23 protein-coding genes and 1 other RNA gene are annotated in these 22,151 nt (G+C 18.6%); 17 read left to right on the top strand and 7 right to left on the bottom strand.

The features are described 5' to 3' along the window. Positions 1-161: 161 nt before the first annotated feature. The gene (parC, locus tag GJT80_RS02055; RefSeq protein WP_168867717.1) at positions 162-2,438 is read right to left on the bottom strand and encodes a DNA topoisomerase IV subunit A; all 2,277 of its coding nucleotides are present in this window, start codon (positions 2,436-2,438) and stop codon (positions 162-164) included. A 174-nt stretch (positions 2,439-2,612) separates the two neighbouring features. On the opposite strand from parC, the gene GJT80_RS02060 reads away from it, so the two are divergent. Beyond that, complete coding sequence (locus GJT80_RS02060; RefSeq protein ID WP_168867718.1) at positions 2,613-3,680, top strand: 3-deoxy-7-phosphoheptulonate synthase; 1,068 nt, start codon at positions 2,613-2,615, stop codon at positions 3,678-3,680. Positions 3,681-3,713: 33 nt separating this feature from the next. Further along, the gene (tyrA, locus tag GJT80_RS02065; protein WP_425482264.1) at positions 3,714-4,835 is read left to right on the top strand and encodes a bifunctional chorismate mutase/prephenate dehydrogenase; all 1,122 of its coding nucleotides are present in this window, start codon (positions 3,714-3,716) and stop codon (positions 4,833-4,835) included. A 77-nt stretch (positions 4,836-4,912) separates the two neighbouring features. On the opposite strand, the gene bamD is transcribed toward tyrA, so the two are convergent. Beyond that, positions 4,913-5,635 (bottom strand): outer membrane protein assembly factor BamD, encoded by a 723-nt coding sequence (bamD, locus tag GJT80_RS02070; RefSeq protein ID WP_168867720.1) that lies wholly within the window; start codon positions 5,633-5,635, stop codon positions 4,913-4,915. A gap of 86 nt (positions 5,636-5,721) precedes the next feature. Here bamD and GJT80_RS02075 point away from each other — a divergent pair, with 86 nt between their 5' ends. The 4 genes from GJT80_RS02075 to GJT80_RS02090 all read left to right on the top strand — a co-directional run bounded on the left by GJT80_RS02075 (position 5,722) and on the right by GJT80_RS02090 (position 8,415). After that, entirely contained in the window at positions 5,722-5,973 is a 252-nt protein-coding gene (locus GJT80_RS02075; protein ID WP_168867721.1) for a S4 domain-containing protein, read from the top strand. Beyond that, a complete protein-coding gene (locus GJT80_RS02080) occupies positions 5,943-6,671 on the top strand; it encodes an RluA family pseudouridine synthase (RefSeq protein ID WP_246208526.1) in 729 nt (242 codons plus the stop codon). Before GJT80_RS02075 ends, GJT80_RS02080 begins: the two co-directional genes overlap by 31 nt. 154 nt (positions 6,672-6,825) lie before the next feature. Further along, entirely contained in the window at positions 6,826-7,488 is a 663-nt protein-coding gene (locus GJT80_RS02085; RefSeq protein ID WP_168867722.1) for a DsbA family protein, read from the top strand. Between the two features lie 45 nt (positions 7,489-7,533). Beyond that, positions 7,534-8,415: a 5'-3' exonuclease gene (locus GJT80_RS02090; protein WP_168867723.1), complete on the top strand. Its 882-nt coding sequence runs from the start codon at positions 7,534-7,536 to the stop codon at positions 8,413-8,415. Between the two features lie 6 nt (positions 8,416-8,421). Here GJT80_RS02090 and yihA read toward each other — a convergent pair whose 3' ends face one another. Next, positions 8,422-9,033 (bottom strand): ribosome biogenesis GTP-binding protein YihA/YsxC, encoded by a 612-nt coding sequence (yihA, locus tag GJT80_RS02095; protein WP_168867724.1) that lies wholly within the window; start codon positions 9,031-9,033, stop codon positions 8,422-8,424. Between the two features lie 94 nt (positions 9,034-9,127). On the opposite strand from yihA, the gene typA reads away from it, so the two are divergent. Then, complete coding sequence (typA, locus tag GJT80_RS02100) at positions 9,128-10,957, top strand: translational GTPase TypA (protein ID WP_168867725.1); 1,830 nt, start codon at positions 9,128-9,130, stop codon at positions 10,955-10,957. 58 nt (positions 10,958-11,015) lie between these two features. Here the strand turns inward: typA and ssrA are convergent. From ssrA to GJT80_RS02115, 3 genes are all read right to left on the bottom strand, one after another. After that, positions 11,016-11,376: a transfer-messenger RNA gene (gene ssrA / locus GJT80_RS02105) on the bottom strand. Positions 11,377-11,382: 6 nt separating this feature from the next. Continuing rightward, entirely contained in the window at positions 11,383-11,904 is a 522-nt protein-coding gene (gene smpB / locus GJT80_RS02110; RefSeq protein ID WP_168867726.1) for an SsrA-binding protein SmpB, read from the bottom strand. A 29-nt stretch (positions 11,905-11,933) separates the two neighbouring features. Beyond that, entirely contained in the window at positions 11,934-12,266 is a 333-nt protein-coding gene (locus GJT80_RS02115; protein WP_168867727.1) for an outer membrane protein assembly factor BamE, read from the bottom strand. Positions 12,267-12,513: 247 nt separating this feature from the next. Here GJT80_RS02115 and grpE point away from each other — a divergent pair, with 247 nt between their 5' ends. The 3 genes from grpE to rpmG all read left to right on the top strand — a co-directional run bounded on the left by grpE (position 12,514) and on the right by rpmG (position 13,704). Continuing rightward, positions 12,514-13,149: a nucleotide exchange factor GrpE gene (gene grpE, locus GJT80_RS02120; RefSeq protein WP_168867728.1), complete on the top strand. Its 636-nt coding sequence runs from the start codon at positions 12,514-12,516 to the stop codon at positions 13,147-13,149. Between the two features lie 136 nt (positions 13,150-13,285). Then, complete coding sequence (gene rpmB, locus GJT80_RS02125) at positions 13,286-13,504, top strand: 50S ribosomal protein L28 (protein WP_168867729.1); 219 nt, start codon at positions 13,286-13,288, stop codon at positions 13,502-13,504. A gap of 32 nt (positions 13,505-13,536) precedes the next feature. Next, a complete protein-coding gene (gene rpmG / locus GJT80_RS02130) occupies positions 13,537-13,704 on the top strand; it encodes a 50S ribosomal protein L33 (protein ID WP_168867730.1) in 168 nt (55 codons plus the stop codon). 76 nt (positions 13,705-13,780) lie between these two features. On the opposite strand, the gene rpmE is transcribed toward rpmG, so the two are convergent. Next, on the bottom strand, positions 13,781-14,002 hold the full coding sequence (gene rpmE, locus GJT80_RS02135; protein WP_168867731.1) for a 50S ribosomal protein L31: 222 nt from the start codon (positions 14,000-14,002) through the stop codon (positions 13,781-13,783). A gap of 123 nt (positions 14,003-14,125) precedes the next feature. On the opposite strand from rpmE, the gene priA reads away from it, so the two are divergent. The 7 genes from priA to atpA all read left to right on the top strand — a co-directional run bounded on the left by priA (position 14,126) and on the right by atpA (position 22,150). Then, positions 14,126-16,309, top strand: coding sequence for a replication restart helicase PriA (gene priA, locus GJT80_RS02140; protein WP_168867732.1), 2,184 nt, complete (start codon positions 14,126-14,128; stop codon positions 16,307-16,309). 61 nt (positions 16,310-16,370) lie between these two features. Further along, a complete protein-coding gene (mnmG, locus tag GJT80_RS02145; protein ID WP_168867733.1) occupies positions 16,371-18,260 on the top strand; it encodes a tRNA uridine-5-carboxymethylaminomethyl(34) synthesis enzyme MnmG in 1,890 nt (629 codons plus the stop codon). Positions 18,261-18,424: 164 nt separating this feature from the next. After that, positions 18,425-19,264 (top strand): F0F1 ATP synthase subunit A, encoded by an 840-nt coding sequence (gene atpB / locus GJT80_RS02150; protein ID WP_168867734.1) that lies wholly within the window; start codon positions 18,425-18,427, stop codon positions 19,262-19,264. Between the two features lie 29 nt (positions 19,265-19,293). Then, positions 19,294-19,536: a F0F1 ATP synthase subunit C gene (gene atpE / locus GJT80_RS02155; RefSeq protein ID WP_168867735.1), complete on the top strand. Its 243-nt coding sequence runs from the start codon at positions 19,294-19,296 to the stop codon at positions 19,534-19,536. A gap of 34 nt (positions 19,537-19,570) precedes the next feature. Then, positions 19,571-20,047, top strand: a complete 477-nt coding sequence (atpF, locus tag GJT80_RS02160) for a F0F1 ATP synthase subunit B (RefSeq protein ID WP_168867736.1) — start codon at positions 19,571-19,573, stop codon at positions 20,045-20,047. A gap of 12 nt (positions 20,048-20,059) precedes the next feature. Beyond that, positions 20,060-20,596: an ATP synthase F1 subunit delta gene (gene atpH / locus GJT80_RS02165; RefSeq protein WP_168867737.1), complete on the top strand. Its 537-nt coding sequence runs from the start codon at positions 20,060-20,062 to the stop codon at positions 20,594-20,596. 15 nt (positions 20,597-20,611) lie between these two features. After that, the gene (gene atpA / locus GJT80_RS02170) at positions 20,612-22,150 is read left to right on the top strand and encodes a F0F1 ATP synthase subunit alpha (RefSeq protein WP_168867738.1); all 1,539 of its coding nucleotides are present in this window, start codon (positions 20,612-20,614) and stop codon (positions 22,148-22,150) included. Position 22,151 lies beyond the last annotated feature (1 nt).

The raw sequence follows: 22,151 nt of genomic DNA on the forward strand, positions 1-22,151 counted from the left end.
AATAATTTTTTTATTAAAGAATATGAAAATTATTTTTTATAAATAAAATATTTTATTACGTATATTGATTAATTATTTTAACAATTAATAATATTTTTCTAATTAATATTTTATATTTAAAATTTAAATAAATATAATAAAAATTATTTAATCAAAATTTTTTATTTTAATAAAATTTGATGTTCTTTTTTTTTATCTAAAAAAATATTTTTTATTTTTTCTTTTTTATTTAAAAAAAAACCCTTATGATTTTTATTCATATAAAATTTTTTTAATTCTTTATATTTTAATTTAAGTTTGTGATTATTTAATTCAACAAAAATTACTGATTTATTATCAATAACAAATATCCATTTTAATTTATCTTTATTTTGAATAAAATTTTTATTATCGATTAATATTAATTTATTACCTTTACCTTTAGAAAGTTTTGGTAAAATATTAATAGGAAATAATAAAAATCTTCCTATAGAAGATATAACTAATATCATATTTTTTTTATCATTAATAATTAAAGGAGGTAAAACTTCTGCTTTTTCAGAAAGTATCATTAAAGATTTACCATTTCGGTTACATGCTATTAAATCACTAAAATTACATAAAAAACCATAACCAGAACTAGAAGATAATAAAATTTCTTTATTATTTTCTTCCATTAAGATACTTTTTATAGTAGAACCATGTGGTATTTTTAGTTTACTTGATAATGGTTCACCTTGACTACGTAAAGGTGGTAAAGAAATAGTATCTATACTATAACTACGTCCTTTTGAATCAATTAATACAATTGTCTGATTTTTTTTACCTTTAACAGAAATAGCAAATGAATCTCCAGATTTATAATTTAAATTGATAGGATCAATAGTATGTCCTTTAGCAGATCGAATCCAACCCATTTTAGATAAAATAACAGTAATAGGTTCATTAGATATTGATAATTCATTTTCATTTAATAATTTAGCTTCACTACATTTTTTAAATAATGAACGACGATTATTTGCATATTTATTTATAGTTAATAATATTTCTTTTTTTAATAAAGAATTCATTTTATTTTTTGAATATAATATATTACTAATATATTTGTATTCTTTTTCTAATTTAGATTGTTCATCAATTATTTTTTTCTTTTCCATTAATGTAATAGCACGTAATTTTAAATTTAATAAAGTTTCAGTTTGTAATTCGGACATTTTAAATTTATTTTGAATTATAGAATTAGGATTTAAATTTAAACGAATAATTTGTATTAATTCTTCTAAATTATTATGAGCTATTAATAAACCTTTTAAAATATGTAATTTTTTTATTAATTTATTTAAATAAAAATTTAAACGTTTTTTAACTATATTTCTTCTAAATACAAGCCATTCTGATAAAATTTCTAATAAACTTTTTACAGAAGGTTTATTATTTAATCCAATCATATTTAAGTTAATACGATAACTTTTTTCTAAATCAGTTGTAAAAAATAAATGATGTATAATTTTTTCTAATTTTAAATAATTAAAATTATTTTTAATAAATATAACAATTCTTATTGGATTTTCATAATCAGATTCATCCCTTATATCCTCAATCATTGGTAATTTTTTATTTTTTATTTGTGTGGTTATTTGTTCTATTATACGTATAACTGAAACTTGATATGGTAATGATGTTATTATTATGGAATTATTTTTTATACTCCATAAAGATCTTAGTCTAATAGATCCTTTTCCATTTTCATATATTTTACGTAATTCTTTTTTAGGAGTAATAATTATACTTTCTGTTGGAAAATCTGGACCTTGAATAATATTTAGTATATCTTCTAATGTACTTTCAGGATAATCAATTAATTTAATAATTGCTGTTGCTACTTCTTTAATATTATGTGGTGGGATGTCTGTAACCATTCCTACAGCAATTCCTATTGCACCATTTAAAATAATATTAGGTAAACAAGCAGGAAGTATTTTAGGTTCTAATAATGAACCATCAAAATTAGAAATATATTCAACAGTTCCTTTTTCAATTTCATTTAATAATAAATCAGAATATTCAGATAAACGAGATTCTGTATATCTCATTGCAGCAAAAGATTTAGGATCATCAGGAGAACCCCAATTTCCTTGTCCTTCTATTAAAGGATATCTATAAGAAAAAGATTGTGCCATTAATACCATAGCTTCATAACATGCTACGTCTCCATGTGGGTGATATTTTCCAATTACATCTCCTATAGTTCTAGCCGATTTTTTAAATTTAGAAGAGGATTTTAATCCTAATTCAGACATAGCATATATAATTCTTCTTTGAACAGGTTTTAAACCATCACCAATATGTGGTAATGCTCTATCTGAAATAACATAAATTGAATAATTTAAATAAGCATTTTCAGCAAATTTATATAATTCGATAGATTTTTCTTTTTTTTTCTGGATTAGTTTAACCATAAATTTTATGTATTCCTTTATTAAATTTATTTATTTTAACAATTTATCATAAATTATATTTAAATTATTTTAATCATTTTAAATATTTATTAAATAAGTATTTATGCATTTCAATATATATATGTTACGTTTGTAACAAATAACATTACTATAATATTTGAGGTTTACTTAATTATGCAAAATAATATTAGTAATAATTTTACTAAAGAAGAAAATTTTATTACTCCTAAAGAATTAAAAAAAAAATTACCTATTACAGAAAAGATAAAAAAACAAATATTATTTTCACGTCAAATTATATGTAATATAATGAATAAAAAAGATTCTAGAATATTAATTATTTGTGGACCTTGTTCTATTCATAATGTTAAAGAAACCTTAGAATATGCTAAATTATTAAAAAAAATTTCTTTAGAATTAAACAAAACTATATATATAGTTATGCGTGTTTATTTTGAAAAACCACGTACAATTATTGGATGGAAAGGATTGATTAATGATCCTTATATGAATAATTCTTATGATATTAATAAAGGATTATATATTGCACGTAAATTATTATTAAAATTAAACGAAATGGAAATTCCTTTAGCTACGGAAATATTAGATCCTAATACTCCACAATATTTAAGTGAACTTTTCAGTTGGGGTGCTATTGGAGCACGTACTACTGAATCTCAAATTCATAGAGAATTAGCATCTTCATTAAAAATGCCATTAGGATTTAAAAATAATACAAATGGAAGTATTATAACTGCTATTAATGCTATTAAAGCTGCATCTATATCACATAACTTTATTAGTACTAATCAAGAAGGATTAATTTGTTTAATAAAAACATTAGGAAATAAAAATTGTCATATAATTTTGCGTGGAGGAAAAAAAACTAATTATCATGAAAAAGATATAAAAAGATGTAGTAATGATCTTATCAAAGCAGGATTACAATCTAATATAATGATAGATTGTAGTCATAATAATTCAAATAAAAATTTTAAACGTCAAACTATTGTTGTTGATTCTATTATCTCTCAAATTGAAAAAGGTGATAATTCTATCATAGGAATAATGTTAGAAAGTTATATTAATGAGGGTAATCAATTAATGAATATAAATAATTACAATAAATTAAAATATGGAATATCAATTACAGATAGTTGTATTAGTTGGAAAACAACAGAAAAAATTTTACATAAAATTTATAATAAACTAAATAAAATACTTCCATTGCGTTTTTTATAATAAGATGTAAAAATTAATATGACTAAAAAAAATATGGTAACTGAATTAGTTACATTACGAAATAAAATCGATATATTAGATAAAAATTTAATAAACCTTTTATTAAAACGTTTAAAGTTAGTTAAAAAAATAGGAATATTAAAAAGTTATTATGGTTTTCCTATTTATATTCCAGAACGTGAAAAATTAATAATAGATTTACGAAGTAAAGAAGCTCAAAAATTAGGAGTATCTCCAAATTTAATTAAAGATATATTATATCGTATAATGTATGAATCTTACATAAATGAAAATGAAAATGGTTTTAAAACATTAAATCCAAATTTAAAAAAAATATTAATTATTGGTGGTAAAGGAGGTATGGGGCAATTATTTAAAAAAATGTTAATTTTATCTGGATACAAAGTTAATATTTTAGAAAAAGAAGATTGGAATAAAAATATAGATAATTTTTTCTTAAATATAAAAATGGTAATAATTAGTGTACCTATATCATCATTAGATGATGTAATAAAAAAATTACCTGTATTATCTAAAGAATGTATATTAGTAGATGTTACTTCAATAAAAAATAAACCAATACAAAAAATGTTAAAAAAACATGATGGTCCTGTACTTGGATTACATCCAATGTTTAGTCCTGAAAATAATATTTTAGCAAAAAAATTAATAATATATTGTAATGGTCGTTATCCTGAATCTTATAATTGGTTTTTAAAACAAATAAAAATTTGGGGAGTGCAATTAAAATGTATCGATCAAATAGAACATGATAAATATATGTCTTTTATTCAATCATTAAGATATTTTTCTATACTAGTTCATAGTTTTCATTTATCTACAGAAAATGTTAAATTAAAAGAATTGTTAAAATTTGCTTCTCCAGCATATAATGTAGATTTAATTATGACAGGTAGATTTTTTTCACAAAATCCTGATTTGTATACTGATATTTTAATGTCATCTCATAATAATATAAAATTGATAAAAAACTATCTAAAAAAATCAAACTATATTTTATCATTAATTGAACAAAAAAATAAAACAGAATTAATAAAATTATTTTATAAAATAAAAAATTGGTTTAAATTTTACATTAAATCTTTATACTTAAAAAGCAATAATATTTTACGACATATTAATAATTCAAATTAATATATGTTAATTTCAACTTTTAGAAACTTAATATTAATTATAATATTAAGTTTCTAAATATTAAAAATACATTTTAATTAAATTATATTAATAATTTTATATGTTTTATTCATTATCATTAATGCTAAAATACTTTCTGATGTATAAGGATAATTTTTAATTAACATTTCACATCTTTTTATAACTGATATATACATTTCTTTATTTAAATAAAATTGAATAACACTTAATTCATATAATGCTAAACGTTTTTTTAAAAATCTTAATCTTTTTTTAGCAAAAGGTATATAAATACTATTAGGATAATTTTTAATTAATAATTTTAAGTCATATACAGCTTTATTAGCATAAAAAGGATTACAATCACTTCTATTTATTCTAAAAAAATATTGAATTTTATTACTATCTAATGATATTTCTGATAAACTTTTTATATAAAGTATATAATCAGTATATTTTGATATAGGATATATTCTAATAAATTCATTAAATAAATTTATAACAGAAACAAATTGTTTATTTAAATAATATAAATATATTAAATTAACTTTAATTTCTTTAGTATATTTATTATAAGGGTATAATTTGTCAAGTTGTTCAAATTCTAACATTGATTTTGCATAATTTTTTTTAAATAAATCATTAGTTGCTTCTAAATATTTTTCTTTAATCAAAATATTCGTTAATATAATTTTTTTTCTATTATTAATAGATGTACATTGAGAACAATTAGTTACTATTATTAATAATAAAATTATTAATGTTTTACAAAAAATATTTTTTATTATAAATTTTTTCATGTTTTAGTCTTTAAAAATTAAATTTCTATTTAAAAATAATATTTTTTATTATATTATTCTATTTATTACTAATAAAATTAAATTTTATGAATATAATAAAATTAATTAAAACTGTTGATAAATCTAATACTGGAATAAGATTAGATATATTTCTTACTAAAAAATTACTGCAATTTTCAAGATCTCAAATAAAAAATTGGATTATTAATAATAATATAAAAATTAATAATATTATTATAAATAAACCTAAAAAAAAATTCTTACAGGAGACAAAATATACATTGATATTAAAATTTTACAAGAAAGAATATTATGGAAATCACAAAATATCCCATTAAATATAATTTATAATGATAATTATTTATTAATAATAAATAAATCTTCAAATTTAGTAGTACATCCAGGTAATGGAAATTTAGATAAAACATTATTTAATGCTTTATTATATTATTATCCCTTTCTTAGAGATTTACCAAGAGCAGGTATTATTCATAGATTAGATAAAAATACAACCGGGTTAATAATTATAGCAAAAACAATGTTATCATATATTAATTTAAAAATAGCTTTAAAAAAACATAAAATTATAAGAGAATATGAAGCAATAGTAAATGGTATTGTTAAATATAATGATATTATTAACTATCCAATAAAAAAATTCTATAATAAAAAAAATATACGTATGAATGTAACTAATGAAGGTAAAGAAGCAATAACACAATATTTTTTAAAACGTATATTTAAAATGCATAGTCATTTAAAAATTAAATTACATACTGGACGTACACATCAAATTAGAGTTCATTTAGAATATATTAATCATAGTATTGTTGGTGATCCTATTTATAATAAATCTCAAATTAATATTATAACAATTAATAATAAAAAATATTTAATTAATAAAATTTTAAAAAGACAAGCATTACATGCATGTCGTTTAGAATTTATGCACCCTATATATAATTATCCATTAAAATTTAACTCATCATTACCTAATGATATTAAACATTTAATTTCTATTTTAGAAAAAATATAATAAATATTTAAATTTAAAATTATTATTATTTTATAAATACATTATAATTTTAATTAAATGAGATATAAAATATTAAATTTATATAAAAATAATTTTATTAATTTAATACTTTAGTTTATTATATTTATAATTACAAATTTTATATTAAAAAAATATGAATATTAAAAAATATATATTATTTTTCAGTGGTTTGTTTTTATTAACTTTTTCTAATTTTTGTTTATCATCTACAAAATATATACAAGATGTACATTATGAATTAATAAAAAAATCTCCAAAAATAATATTTTATCCAAAAACTCCAATTATAGAGTTTTTTTCTTTTTTATGTCCTCATTGTTATGATTTTTATAATATGACTCATAAAAAAAATTTATCAGTTCAAAATTTTTTAAAACATTTACAAATTACAAAATATCATATAGATAGTATGGGAGATAAAAAATTAGCTAAATTAGCTACTTATAATTGGAGTATAGCTATAGCATTACATGTTGAAAATAAAGTTATTCTAGCAATATTTCAAGGTATACAATCTCATAAAATTTATAATTATAAAACTATGAAAAAAATATTTATTAAAGCAGCTAATATAAATAATAATATTTATGATGCCGCATGGAATAGTTCTCTAGTTAAAGCATTAAATAAAAAACAAATTAAATTAGCTACAGCATGGAATATTACATCAATACCATTTATTGTAATTAATAATAAATATCATATTAAATTAGATTCATTAGATTTTACATCTACAAATCTTTTTCTTAGCGACTATATTAGTCTTATAAAAGTTCTTTTAAAAAAGAAAAATTAAATAATATCAATTATTATAAAATATTTTTTATAAAATATATAATATATGAAAAAAAAATTAATATTAATAGACGGATCATTTTATTTATATAGAGCTTATTATGCTCTACCTAATTTAATGAATAGTAAAGGATTTCCTACAGGAGCAATATACGGTTTTCTAAATATGATGAATAAAATTATTAATAATAATTTACATAATTATGTTATTATTATTTTTGATTCTAAAGGTAAATCTTTTAGAAAAAAAATCTTTGATAATTATAAATCAAAACGTATTAAAATGCCAAAAAATTTAGTTATTCAAATAAAACCTCTATATAAAATTATAAAATCTATGGGATATCAGATAATATCTATGAAAAATATTGAAGCTGATGATATTATCGGTACTATCGCTATAAAGGCTGTTAAAAATAATTATTTTGTTTATATTTTTAGTATAGATAAAGATATAGCTCAATTAGTCTCTAGTAATATTAATTTAATTAATCCTGTTAATAATTTCGTTTCAGGTCCCAATGAAATATATAATAAATATGGTGTAATGCCAAATATGATAAGTGATTTATTGGCATTACAAGGAGACCCTGTAGATAATATACCTGGGGTACAAGGTATTGGAAAAAAAATAAGTGCTTATCTTATAAATAATTTAGGAAATTTAAAATTTATTTATAAAAATATAAATTTTATAAATAATTTAAATATTAAAAGAATACAATATATAAAAAAATGTTTATTGAATAATAAAAAATTAGCTTTTATTTCACATAAATTAACAAAAATTAAGACAAATATTGATATTAATATAGATTTAAATAATTTAAATTTATATTATAAACCAAATAAAAAATACTTATTATATTTATATAAAAAATATGAATTTCAAAAATTAATTAATAATTTTAGAAAAGATAAATATTAATTTTATTTAATTATTAATTAAAAAATTAATTGATTTTTTTATATTTTGTAAATTTTCTTTTTTTAATGATGAAAAAGTTAAAATTTTTATTTTTAAATTAAATTTATATTTTAAATTTAAATTTATTAAAAATTTTTTTATTATATATATCTTTTTTTTAACTAAAATATTAGATAATTTATCAGATTTATTTAGAATTATTAAAACAGGTTTTTTTTTATTAATAAAAATTTTTAATAAAATTAAATCTATTTTTCTAAATAAAAAACGAATATCAATTATAAGAATTATACCTTTTAAAGAATTTCTAATTAAAATATATTTTTGAAAAAAATCATAAGTATTAAACATTGATTGTTTTAAAAATTTACTATATCCATAACCTGGAAAATCTAAAAAACGAATTTTTTGATTATTTTTAAATATATTAATTCTATATGTACAACCTGGTGTTTTACTAGTTCGAGCAATTTTTTGATTAAATAATAAATTAATTATTGTTGATTTTCCAACATTAGTATATCCAATAAAAGCAATTTCATTACCATAATCATATGTTAATTCACTTATACTTAAAATACTATTAATAAAATTAATAGATTGAAAATTAATTATCATAATTGATATTTTTAAATAAAATTTATAATTAATATACACTATATGTTTAATATTATGTTAAAAATTTTTAATAAATAATTAATAAGGAAAATTTATGAAAAAAATACGAAACATAGCAATTGTTGCACATGTTGATCATGGTAAAACAACTTTAATAGATAAATTATTAGAACAATCAGATAATTATCAAAATAAAAAAAATGGTTATTATAAAGAAATAAAAGAACGTTTTATGGATACTAATGATCTAGAAAAAGAAAAAGGTATTACTATTTTTTCAAAAAATACATCTATATTATGGAATAAATATCAAATTAATATAATTGATACACCCGGTCATGCTGATTTTAGTGCTGAAGTAGAACGTATATTATCCATGGTTGATTCTGTTTTATTAGTAGTAGATGCTACTGAAGGACCTATGCCACAAACTAGATTTGTTACTCAAAAAGCATTTAATCATAATTTAAATCCTATTATTGTAATTAATAAAATAGATAGAAAAAATATACGTCCCGATTGGGTTATTAACCAAATATTTGATTTATTTGTTAATTTAAATGCATCTGATAAACAACTTGATTTTCCTATTGTATATACTTCTGGTATTAAAGGGATATCTGGTTATGAAATTAACCAAATAAGTAATAATATGAATGCATTATATGAATCAATTATTCGTTATGTTCCTAAACCAAAAATGGATATTAATAAACCTTTTCAAATGCAAATTTCTCAAATAGAATATAATAATTATATAGGAAATATAGCAATTGGATTAATTAAAAGAGGTAAAGTTAAAATTAATCAATTGGTTTTAATAACTAATCAAAAAGGAAAAATGATAAAATCTAAAATATTACATTTAATTTATAATATAGGATTACGTCAAATACATTCTAATAATGCTGAAGCTGGAGATATAGTTGGTGTTGCTGGTAATGGTTTTGAAAATATTAAAATTTTTGACACAATATGCGATATTAATAATAATAATCCATTACCAGCGTTAATAATAGAAAAACCTACAATAAATATGTTTATTCATGTTAATAATTCTCCATTTGCTGGTAAGGAAGGTAAATATATAACATCTAGTAAAATTTTTTATAGATTAAAACAAGAATGTTTATATGATATTGCACTTAGTGTAAAAGAAACTAATAATAATAATATTTTTTGTATTTCAGGAAGAGGTGAACTACATTTAGTAATTTTAATAGAAAATATGAGAAGAGAAGGATTTGAATTAGCTGTTTCTAAACCGAAAGTGATTAATCATATTATAAATGGTATTTTAAAAGAACCATTTGAAAAATTAATTTTAAATTTTGAAAATAATAAAAAAGGAAATATAATTCAGTTAATTAGTAACAGAAAAGCTATTATAAAAAATATAACATATGATATAAATAATAGAATTACAATAGAATCTATTATTTCAAGTAGAGGATTAATTGGATTTAGAAATGAATTTTTAAATGCAACTTCAGGAACAGGAATTATAAATTCTTTTTTTAGTCATTATGATAAAGTTTTATCTGAATCAATAGGACAAAGAAGAAACGGTGTTCTTATATCTAAGAATCAAGGAAATGCTGTAGGATTTTCTTTATTTCATTTACAATCTAGAGGTAAATTATTTATTAAACATAGTGAAAAAATTTATGAAGGACAAATTATAGGTATTCATAATAAAAATAATGATTTAACTGTAAATTGTTTGACAGGTAAAAAATTAACAAATATGAGAGCTTCTGGAAATGATGAAGCCATTAATTTAATTCCTATTAAAACAATGCTCTTAGAAGAAGCAATAACATTTATAAATGATGACGAATTAGTTGAAATCACTCCTATATCAATTAGAATTAGAAAAAAATATTTAAAACAAAATCAAAGAAAAATCTCTAATAAAAACTAATAAAATTTAAATTAACAATTTTATTGGAATTTATATTATATATATTTTATATGATTAATAATGGAGCTGGGGGGATTTGAACCCCCGTCCAAAACTATTACACTATAGGTATTTACATGTTTAGTATCATCTATTTTTATTCAACGAAATGAACTGATGAACAAAATTACAATATCGTATAGTCTATTTTTTAATATATAGTTTTAGACAAACTATATACGATCTCTTTTATATATAACCCATTAACTTTTACCAAAGAGAAAAATAATAAGTAACAGGGCTCTTACAGTATTTTAAGCTGCTAAAGCGTAATTTTTGTTTTTTGCAACTAAATTTATACGTTTTTTTACAAGGCCAACCGTACAACCTTGACATGATTCCTGAAGTTTCATAATTCTGTCGAATCCAAAATCAGCCCCTTATTTTTAAATTTTAATATTTTTTTTCATTATACGCATTTTGTCTATATTCCATTCTTTATTTTTTAATAAATGTCGTTTATCATATTGATTTTTACCTTTTGCAACAGCTATCTTTAATTTACACCAAGATTTTTTCCAATATAAACTTATAACAACAATGGTATAACCTTTATAATTTAAATAATTTTTTAATAAAAAAATTTCTTTTTTATTTAGTAATAATTCTCTTTTTCTTAGAACATCATATTTAATATGATTACAAATAGTATTTAAAGGATTTATATTAGCATTTAATAAAAATGCTTTATTATTATTATGTAATATACTAACATAACTATTATTAATAGTAATTTTATTAAATCTTAGTGATTTAACTTCCCATCCTTGTAATATAATTCCTGCTTCTATTTCTTTTTTAATAAAAAAATCATGATATATTTTTTTATTTAAAATAATATATTTTTTTTTTTCATTAGATATATAATATTTTATATTAATTATAATGTAATAGCTATTATTTATCATAAAATATGATAAATATATATTATTTATAATTAATTTTTAATTAAATTTATTTTTTTTATATTAATTAATTTATTTTTATTATTAAATATTAAAATAATAGTATTTTGTTCTAATTTACTGTTTGATTTTTTAATAAAAATATAATACCAAATAGTATTATTTTTTTTATAATTAATAATATATGGATAACCTAATATATCAATAATTTGTTTTTTAGACATATTGTTTTTAATTTTATTAGTTATATTAATATTTAAAAAATTTCCTTGATAAGTATTTTCTTGATATATTACTCTTTTTAAGATTGTACAACTAGAGAACATTAAAATAAAAGGTAATATGAAAATTATTTTATAATTCATACAATTATCTCTGTAAATATTTATTTTTAATAATTTTAATAAAAATTAATATTTTATTGTAGATGCTTGATATTTAAAACAATCAATTTTTGATTAATATTTTTAAAAAATTATAGATTATATTTGATATATCTCAAAATAATTTAATAAAAAAAATTTTTTTTGACAATATTTATAAAAAATTAATTACTATTAATATAACATTAATTCAATTATATATTTATAAATAATATAAATGGAGTAAAAAATGATTAAAAAAAAACCATTAGATAATTCTAAAATAAATAATATTGAAGAAAAAGAAGATAAAGTTGAAAAAAATCAAAATGAAATAATTAAAAATACAAAAAAAAATATTGTAGAAAATGAAAATATTATAGAAAATATTCAAGAAAAAAATAGTTTATATCAACTTCGTATTTTTGAATTAGAAAACAAAATAAAAAATTATGAATATTCTCTAAGAGACGTTAAACTCCGTTCACAAGCTGAAATAGATAATATTAAACGTAGATCTCAATTAGATATAGAAAAAATTTATAAATTTTCATTAGAAAAATTTATTAATGAATTACTACCTGTTATTGATAGTTTAGAAAAAGCTTCTGAAATTAGTTTTAAAAATGATACTCTTGAAAAATCTATAATTGAAGGTATTCAATTAACTTTAAAATCATTATTAAATACAATAAGAAAATTCGGAGTAAATATTATAAATAAAGTAAATATTCCTTTTAATCCATCTGAACATCAAGCTATGTCTATACTAGAATCTAGTAAAATAAAAGATAATTATATAATAAAAGTTATGCAAAAAGGTTATACTTTAAATAAAAGATTATTAAGACCAGCTATGGTAATTATTGCTAAAGAAAAAAAATAATACTATTAAATTTATAAATATTTTTTATATGCCCATAATAAAATATTATTTTGAAATTATTTTGGGCATATGAAATTTTGATTAAAATTTTAAAAAATTGTTTTATATATTAAAATTTTTTATAAAAGGATTATATATGGCTAAAATATGTCAAATAACAGGTAAAAAAGTTATGAAAGGAAATAATCGTTCACACGCAATGAATGCAACTAAAAGAAAATTTTTACCTAATATACATTATCATAAATTTTGGATAAGAAGCAAAAAAAAATTTATTACTTTACGTATATCTACAAAAGGAATGCGTCTTATAGATAAACAAGGAATTGAAAAAACAATACTAAATTTATATTAAATTTATATTAAAATATAATTAGGATTACACTTATGGCTAAAAAATCACGAAATATAATTAAATTAATTTCATCAGCTGATACAGGACATTTTTATACAACTACAAAAAACAAAAAATCCAATTCTAAGAAATTAAAACTTAAAAAATTTGATCCTGTTATAAGAAAACATATAATATATAAAGAAAGTAAAATTAAATAAATTTCTATTATTAATCAATAATGTTAATATTTAATAATAAACATTATTGATTAATTAATATTTATATAAAATAATATTAACCTAGTATTTTAGAATGTTTAAATTTTTTTTTAAATCTTTCTACTCGTCCTTTAGTATCTATTATTCTTTGTTTACCGGTATAGAAAGGATGACATTTATTACATACATCTAAATTTAATTTTTTTTTATTTATTAATGTTGATTTAGTATATATTATATTACCACAAGAACATTTTGCTATAATATCATTATATTTGGGATGAGTATTTTGTTTCATTTATAATAACCACTTAACATTAAAACATAATTTTATTATTTATTATCTAGTTTTATTGTATATAAATATTATTTTTGATACAACAATAATATTTTTATTTTTTATAAAAAATTTTTATATATTATGAAAATAATTCAAATAGTACTTAATAATGAAGTATTTGATAAAATATTTGATTATTTATTACCAGATTTTATGAATGTAGAATTAGGAAGTAGAGTAATAATTTCTATTAAAAATAAAGAATATATTGGAATTGTTATTAATATTAAAAATAGTACAAATATTCCTAAATCTAAATTAAAATATTTGAAAGAAATTTTAGATAATGAGTCGCTTTTTAGTCCTGAAATATGGAAATTTGCTAATAAAATATCTACATATTATCAATATTCTATAGGAGCAATACTTTTTCAAATACTTCCTATTTATTTAAGAGAAAAAATATATTCTAAATATATTTTAGATAATTTATATTGGGTATTAAATAAAAAATTCTTGAAAAATAATTTTAAAAAAATAAAATCATTAAAACAAAAAACAGCATTAAGTATACTCAAAAAAATTAAAATAAATTATGAGAAAATTTCTTTTTATGGTTTAACAAATAGTATAATGATATCTTTACAAAAAAAAAATTTATGTTTTATAGAAAAAAAATATAATTTATTACCTATTTTTAAAAAACAAAACTATTTAAATAATTCATCAATTTTTATAAAATATAATAATATTATAAATAAATTTTTTAACAAAATAAATATTTTCGTAACTTGGATAATATCAGGAAGTTTAGTTTTTCTTGAAAACATTAATTTATATTTAAATATAATTAATATTATATTATATAAAAAAAAACAGATACTAATTTTAGTACCTAAAATATATGATTCTATATATATTTATAAGTTTTTAAAAAAAAATTTAAATGTTTCTATATATTTACTAAATTCTAAAACTTCTAATAAAGAAAATTTTTTTATTTGGAAAAATATAAGAAATGGTACAATACCAATAATTATTGGTACACATCATTCTATATTAACATCTTTTTTAAATTTAGGTTTAATTATTGTAAGTGAAGAACATGATATTACATATAAACAATTAAATAAATGTAAATATAATATAAGAAATATTGCTATATTAAGAGCTAAAATAGAAAATATTCCAATAATATTAGATTCTGCTACTCCAAGTTTAGAAACATTAAATAATATTAATATTGGTAAATATACATTTTTATCTGATAAACATCTAAATACATTATATAATAAATATTATTATTTTAATTTAATTAAAATAAATAAAAAAAAATTTACAGATAGTATCTCTGATATGTTATTAAAAGTAATTAAAAGACATTTAGATTATAAAAATAATATATTATTATGTATTAATAACTTAGGACGTATAAATACTATTTTATGTAATGAATGTTATTATATTCCTAAATGTTCTATTTGTAATAATAACTATATTTTTTATATAAAAAAAAAAAGATTATGTTGTTCTTTCTGTAAAAATACAATTTTAATTGTAAAATATTGTTTAAATTGTAAATCTATACATATTTCTATTATTGAAGTAGAAATAGCTCAAATAATACGATTTTTAAATAAAAAATTTCCCACTACTGTAATAGTATATATGAATGAATATAATATTTTCAAATATAAAGATAAATTAACTAATAAATCAGTTATAATTATAAATACATCTTTTTTTATCCAAAAAAAATATGATATATTAAGAACTACTCTTATAGCATTCATAAATGTAGATTACATTTTTTTTACAAAAAATTTTCGTTATACAGAATATTTTTTTCAATATTTTTTTAGAATATTAAAAAATAATTTAGAAATGCATAAAAAAAAAGAAATAATAATAGAAACTAATTTCACTCAACATGATTTTTTTAATAAATTAATTAATTATCCAAAATATTATTATTTAGCAAAATTTCTTTTAAAAGAAAGAAAACTAATGTTATTACCTCCTTTTAGTAATCACGTAATATTAATAGCTGAATCATATAATATTGATTATATATTAATATTTCTTAATACATTAAAAGATATATTTATACAAAAATATATTAATGATCAAGATTTTTTTATTATAGGTCCTATTAATTTATTAGAAAATAAACAAATAATATTTTTTCGTAAACAAATAATTTTACAACATTTATCAAAAAATAAGTTATATTTTATTATAAAAAATATTACTCATGTAGCAAAAAAAATTATTTATTTTAATAAAATTAAATTTTCAATTGATATTGATCCTATAGAATATTAATTCTAAAAATTTTATAAAATTTATTTTAATAAAAAATTAGATAATTTTAAGGTATTCATTTATGACAATATGTTCAAATAGTTTTGATGTAATAGTTATAGGTGGGGGTCATTCTGGAACAGAAGCTGCAATAGCTAGTTCTCAAATGGGTAAACATACTCTTTTGATAACAAATAATATTGATACAATAGGCCAAATGTCATGTAATCCTTCTATTGGAGGATTAGGAAAAGGACATTTAGTTAAAGAAATTGATGCTTTAAATGGAATAATGGGAACTACTATTGATAATTCAGGTATACATTTTAAAATTTTAAATAAAAGTAAAGGATCTGCTGTAAGAGCAACGAGAGTTCAAGCAGATAGAAAATTATATCAAAGAAATATTAAACAAAAATTAGAAAATCAAAATAATTTATTAATCTTTCAACAAGAAGTAAAAAAAATAATAATTAAAAATTATAAAATAATAGGATTGATAACTAAAAATAATGATACTTTTTATTCAAAATGCATTATTTTAACCACTGGAACTTTTTTAAATGGCAAAATTTTTATAGGAGTTAATCATCAATTTATGGGTGGAAGATTAAATGATTTTTCTTCTGTAGAATTATTTAATTATTTAAAAGAATTGCCTATAAAAGAAGGAAGATTAAAAACTGGTACACCACCACGTATTGATAAAAGAAGTATTAATTTTAAAATTTTAGAAATTCAAAACGGTGATTATCCTATACCTTTTTTTTCTTTTATTAAAAATAAAAAATTAAATTTAAAACAATTGCCTTGTTATATTACTCATACTAATCAAAATACTCATAAAATTATATTAGATAATATTATGTATAGTCCAATTTATAAGGGAATAATTAAAAGTAATGGTCCAAGATATTGTCCTTCTATTGAAGATAAAGTAATAAAATTTTCTAAAAAGGATTCTCATCAAATTTTTTTAGAACCTGAAGGTTTATATAGTAATGAAATTTATCCTAATGGTATTTCTACAAGTTTACCATTTAATGTTCAATTGTCAATTATTAGGTCTATTAAAGGATTAGAAAAAGCACATATTACACGTCCTGGATATGCTGTTGAATATAGTTTTTATGATCCTAGAGGTTTAAAACCTACTATGGAAAGTAAATTTATTAAAGGATTATTTTTAGCTGGACAAATTAACGGAACCACTGGTTATGAAGAAGCTGCTGCACAAGGATTATTAGCTGGAATAAATGCATCTCTTTTAATAGATGATAAAAATGGTTGGTATCCCCTAAGAAATGAAGCATATTTAGGTGTTTTAGTAGATGATTTATGTACTTTAGGCACAAAAGAACCATATCGTATGTTTACTTCTAGAGCAGAATATAGACTAATTTTAAGAGAAAATAATGCTGATATAAGACTAACTGAAATAGGATACAAATTAGGATTAGTAGATAATAATCGTTGGAAAATTTTTAATCAAAAATTAGAAAATATAGAAAAAGAACGTAATAGATTAAAAAATATTTATATTAAACCAAATAGTTCAACAAGTTTAAAATTTAGCAAACTCACAAATAATATTTTAACAAAAGAGATAAATGGAATTAATTTACTTAAAAGACCAGAAATAAATTATAATAATTTAATAAAATTAGATATATTTTGTCCTGGAATTGAAGATATAGAAATAATAAATTATCTTGAATCTGAATTAAAATATGAAGGATATATATTACAACAACAAAAAAACATTAATAAACAAAAAAAAAATGAAAATATTATAATTCCTTCACATATAGAATTTAAAAATATTAAAGGTTTATCTAATGAAGCAATTGATAAATTTCAATATTATAAACCTTATAGTTTAGGACAAGCATCTAGAATACCAGGTATTACTCATGCTAATATTTCTATTCTTTTAATATATTTATTAAAATATAAATATATTAAACATTAATTAATTTTATTAATAAAATATTAATTATAATATAAAAATTATAAAAAATTTTTAATCTAATTATATATTTATAGTATACAGTATAGTTAAAAAAATTATAATTAATTTTTTTTTATTAATAAAATTAATAAAATATTAATAATTATAATTAGGTAATTAATTTCATGATAAAAAAAACATTAGAATCAAAAAATTATATTTTACATCATTTACAACATTTACAATTTGATCTAAATAAATTTGAAATTATAAGTCCAGAAACAGTTAATAACTCTTTTTGGGTTATAAATTTAGATTCTATTTTTTTTTCATTAATATTAGGATTATTATTTCTAATTTTTTTTTATATTTGTAAAATAAAAATGGTTAAAATTCAGCATAATATTGTACCTGGAAAATTTCAATTATTTTGTGAATTAATTATTAACTTTATATATAAAAATGTTCAAGACATATATCCTAAAAAAAGTATTTTAATAGCTCCTCTTTCATTAACAATTTTTATATGGATTTTTTTAATGAATTGTATGGATTTGATACCTATAGATTTGATTCCATATATTAGTAATAAAATATTTAATATTTCAACCATTAGAAGTGTTCCTTCTGCTGATTTAAATATAACTATTTCTATGTCTATAATTATTTTTGTTTTAATTATTTTTTATCATATAAAAAATAAAAAATTTTTTAATTTTATTAAAGAATTTACTTTACATCCTTTTAATCATTTTATTTTTATACCTTTTAATTTAATTATTGAAATTACAACATTAATATCAAAACCTCTTTCTTTAAGTTTACGTCTTTTTGGCAATATTTATTCGGGAGGTATAATATTTATTTTAATTAATACATTAATACCATCTTATTATCAATGGATATTAAATGTACCATGGGCAATTTTACATATTCTTATATCTTTATTACAAGCTTTTATTTTTATGATGTTAAGTATTGTTTATATATCAATTACATCAAAAAATAATAATTTAAAAAATTAATATTATAAATTAGAAGGAAATTATTAATTATGCATAATACAAATATAGAATTAATATATTTATCCGCTGCAATAATGATTGGTTTAGCAGCAATTGGAGCCTCTATAGGAATCAGTTGGTTAGGAGGTAAATTTTTAGAAAGTACAGCTAGACAACCAGATATTGTATCAATATTAAGAACTCAATTCTTTATTGTCGTTGGTTTAATAGATGCAATTCCAATGATTACAGTAGGAATAGGATTATATATAATATTTGTCGTATTAAGTTAAAATTTTCACTAAAATAAATTATATAAATAAAATTATGAATATAAATGCAACTATTATCGGTCAAACTATTACTTTTATTTTAATTATTATGTTTTGTATGTATTATATCTGGCCTCCAATTATTTTATCTATTGAAAATAGACAAAAATCAATTCAAGATAAATTATTATCTATAAATAAAAAAAAACAAGATATAATGATAGCTGAAAATAATATTTATTTAAAAATTAAAAAAGCAAATGAAAAATATCAAATTATTATTAAACAAGCACAGAAATTAAGTGATAAAATTATTAATGACGCACAAATAGAAAGTAAAAAAATGTATAAAGAAATAGTTAAAAAAGCTCAAAAAAAAATAAAATATGAATATATAATAGCTAATGAATCTTTAAAAAAAGAAACTGTAAAAATAGCAATATCTATTGCAGAAAAAATTATTAAAGATACTTTTAAAAAAAATAAAAATTATGAAGACAATTTATTAAATAATTTTATTAATAAATTATAATATAGGTATATTATGTGTTACATAAAAAATTATATTGCATTACAATATGCTAAAGCAGCATTTTTTTTTGCTTTAAAAAATAATAATATAAAATATTGGAAAAAAATGTTCATATTTTATTGTGATGTGATTAAAAATCATTATATAAAAAAATTTTTATTTTTTAATAATCATAAATATATATCTGATATTCTTATTAAATTATCTAACAATAAATTAAATATTCATTTTATGAATATGATTAAAATTATATCAGCAAATAAACGTTTATTTATTTTAGATAAAATTTTAATAGAATTTAATAATTTAAATAATATTTATTATAATAAAGTAAATTTAAATTTATTATCTAATAAAAGATTAAGTATTACACAATTATCACAAATAAAAAATTTAATGGATAAAAAATTATCTAAAAAAATTTCTATTAATTATATTAATAATAAAAAATTATTAATTGGAGGTATTATTATTTCTATAGGAGATAAAATATTAGATAATAGTATAAGAAATAAAATTGATTTAATAAGTAAAGCATTACAAAAATAAGGTACAAATAATATAATGAAATTAAAAGCAACGGAAATTAGTGAATTAATAAAAAATAAAATTAATGATTATAATGTATTAAATCAATACTATAATGAAGGAATTATTATTTCTATTGCTGACGGCATTATAAAAATATATGGACTTTCAGATGTTAAAGAAGGAGAAATTATTTCTCTTCCTGAAGATACTTATGCTATAGCTTTAAATTTGGAAATAGATTTTGTTAGTGCTGTAGTATTAGGATCTTATGTACATTTAATAGAAGGAATGAAAGTTAGAAATACCGGTAGTCAACTAAGTATTCCAGTAGGAAAAAAATTGATGGGAAGAATTATAGATACATTAGGTAACCCTATTGATGGTAAGGGAAATATTGATTATGAATATTTATCTCCCATTGAAGTATCCGCACCTACTGTAATTGATCGTTGTCCAGTAAATCAACCATTACAAACAGGATATAAGTTTATTGATGCCATAATACCTATTGGTAAAGGTCAAAGACAATTAATTATCGGAGATAGACAGACAGGAAAAACTACATTAGCAATTGATACTATAATAAATCAAAAACATACTAATGTAAAATGTATATATGTAGGTATTGGGCAAAAACAAACAACTATTGCTTATATAAAAAATATATTAGAAATAAATGATGTATTAAAAAATACAATTATCATTGTTGCTTCTGCATCAGATACAGCAATATTACAATATTTAGTTCCATACGCTGGTTGTACTATAGGTGAATATTTTAGAGATAGAGGAGAAGATGCTTTAATTATATATGATGATTTATCAAAACAATCTATTGCATATAGACAAGTATCTTTATTGTTAAGACGTCCTCCTGGAAGAGAAGCATTTCCAGGAGATATATTTTATATTCATTCTCGTTTATTAGAAAGATCTTCTAGAGTTAATAGTTTTTATGTTGAAAAATTTACTAAAGGTAATATAAAAGGCAAAACAGGTTCATTAACAGCTTTTCCTATAGTAGAAACTCAAGCTGGAGATATCTCTTCTTTCATTCCAACAAATATAATTTCTATAACTGATGGACAAATCTTTTTAGATAAAAATTTATTTAATAAAGGAATAAGACCTGCTATAGATCCTGGTATTTCTGTTTCTAGAGTAGGTAGTACAGCACAAAATAATATTATAAAAAAATTATCTTCTAACATACGTTTAATTTTAGCTCAATATAGGGAATTAGCTATATTTTCTCAATTTTCATCAGAATTAGATAAAAAAACTACCAAATATTTAACAAATGGAAAGAAAATAGTAGAAATTTTAAAACAAAAACCATACAAACCACTATCTGTAATAAATCAAATTTTGATTTTATTTGCAATATATAAAAAATATATAGATTTAATAGATTTAAAAGATATCCCAAAATTTGAATATAATTTAATTAATTATACTAATTTAAATTTTAAAGAAATTTTATATAAAATTAATAAAAATTGTATATATAATAAAGATATTGAAAATCAACTAAATTTTATTTTTAACGATTTTTTTTCTCATTTTAAATAAA

It is taken from the genome of Enterobacteriaceae endosymbiont of Plateumaris braccata, from assembly GCF_012563325.1.
Lineage (GTDB): Bacteria > Pseudomonadota > Gammaproteobacteria > Enterobacterales > Enterobacteriaceae.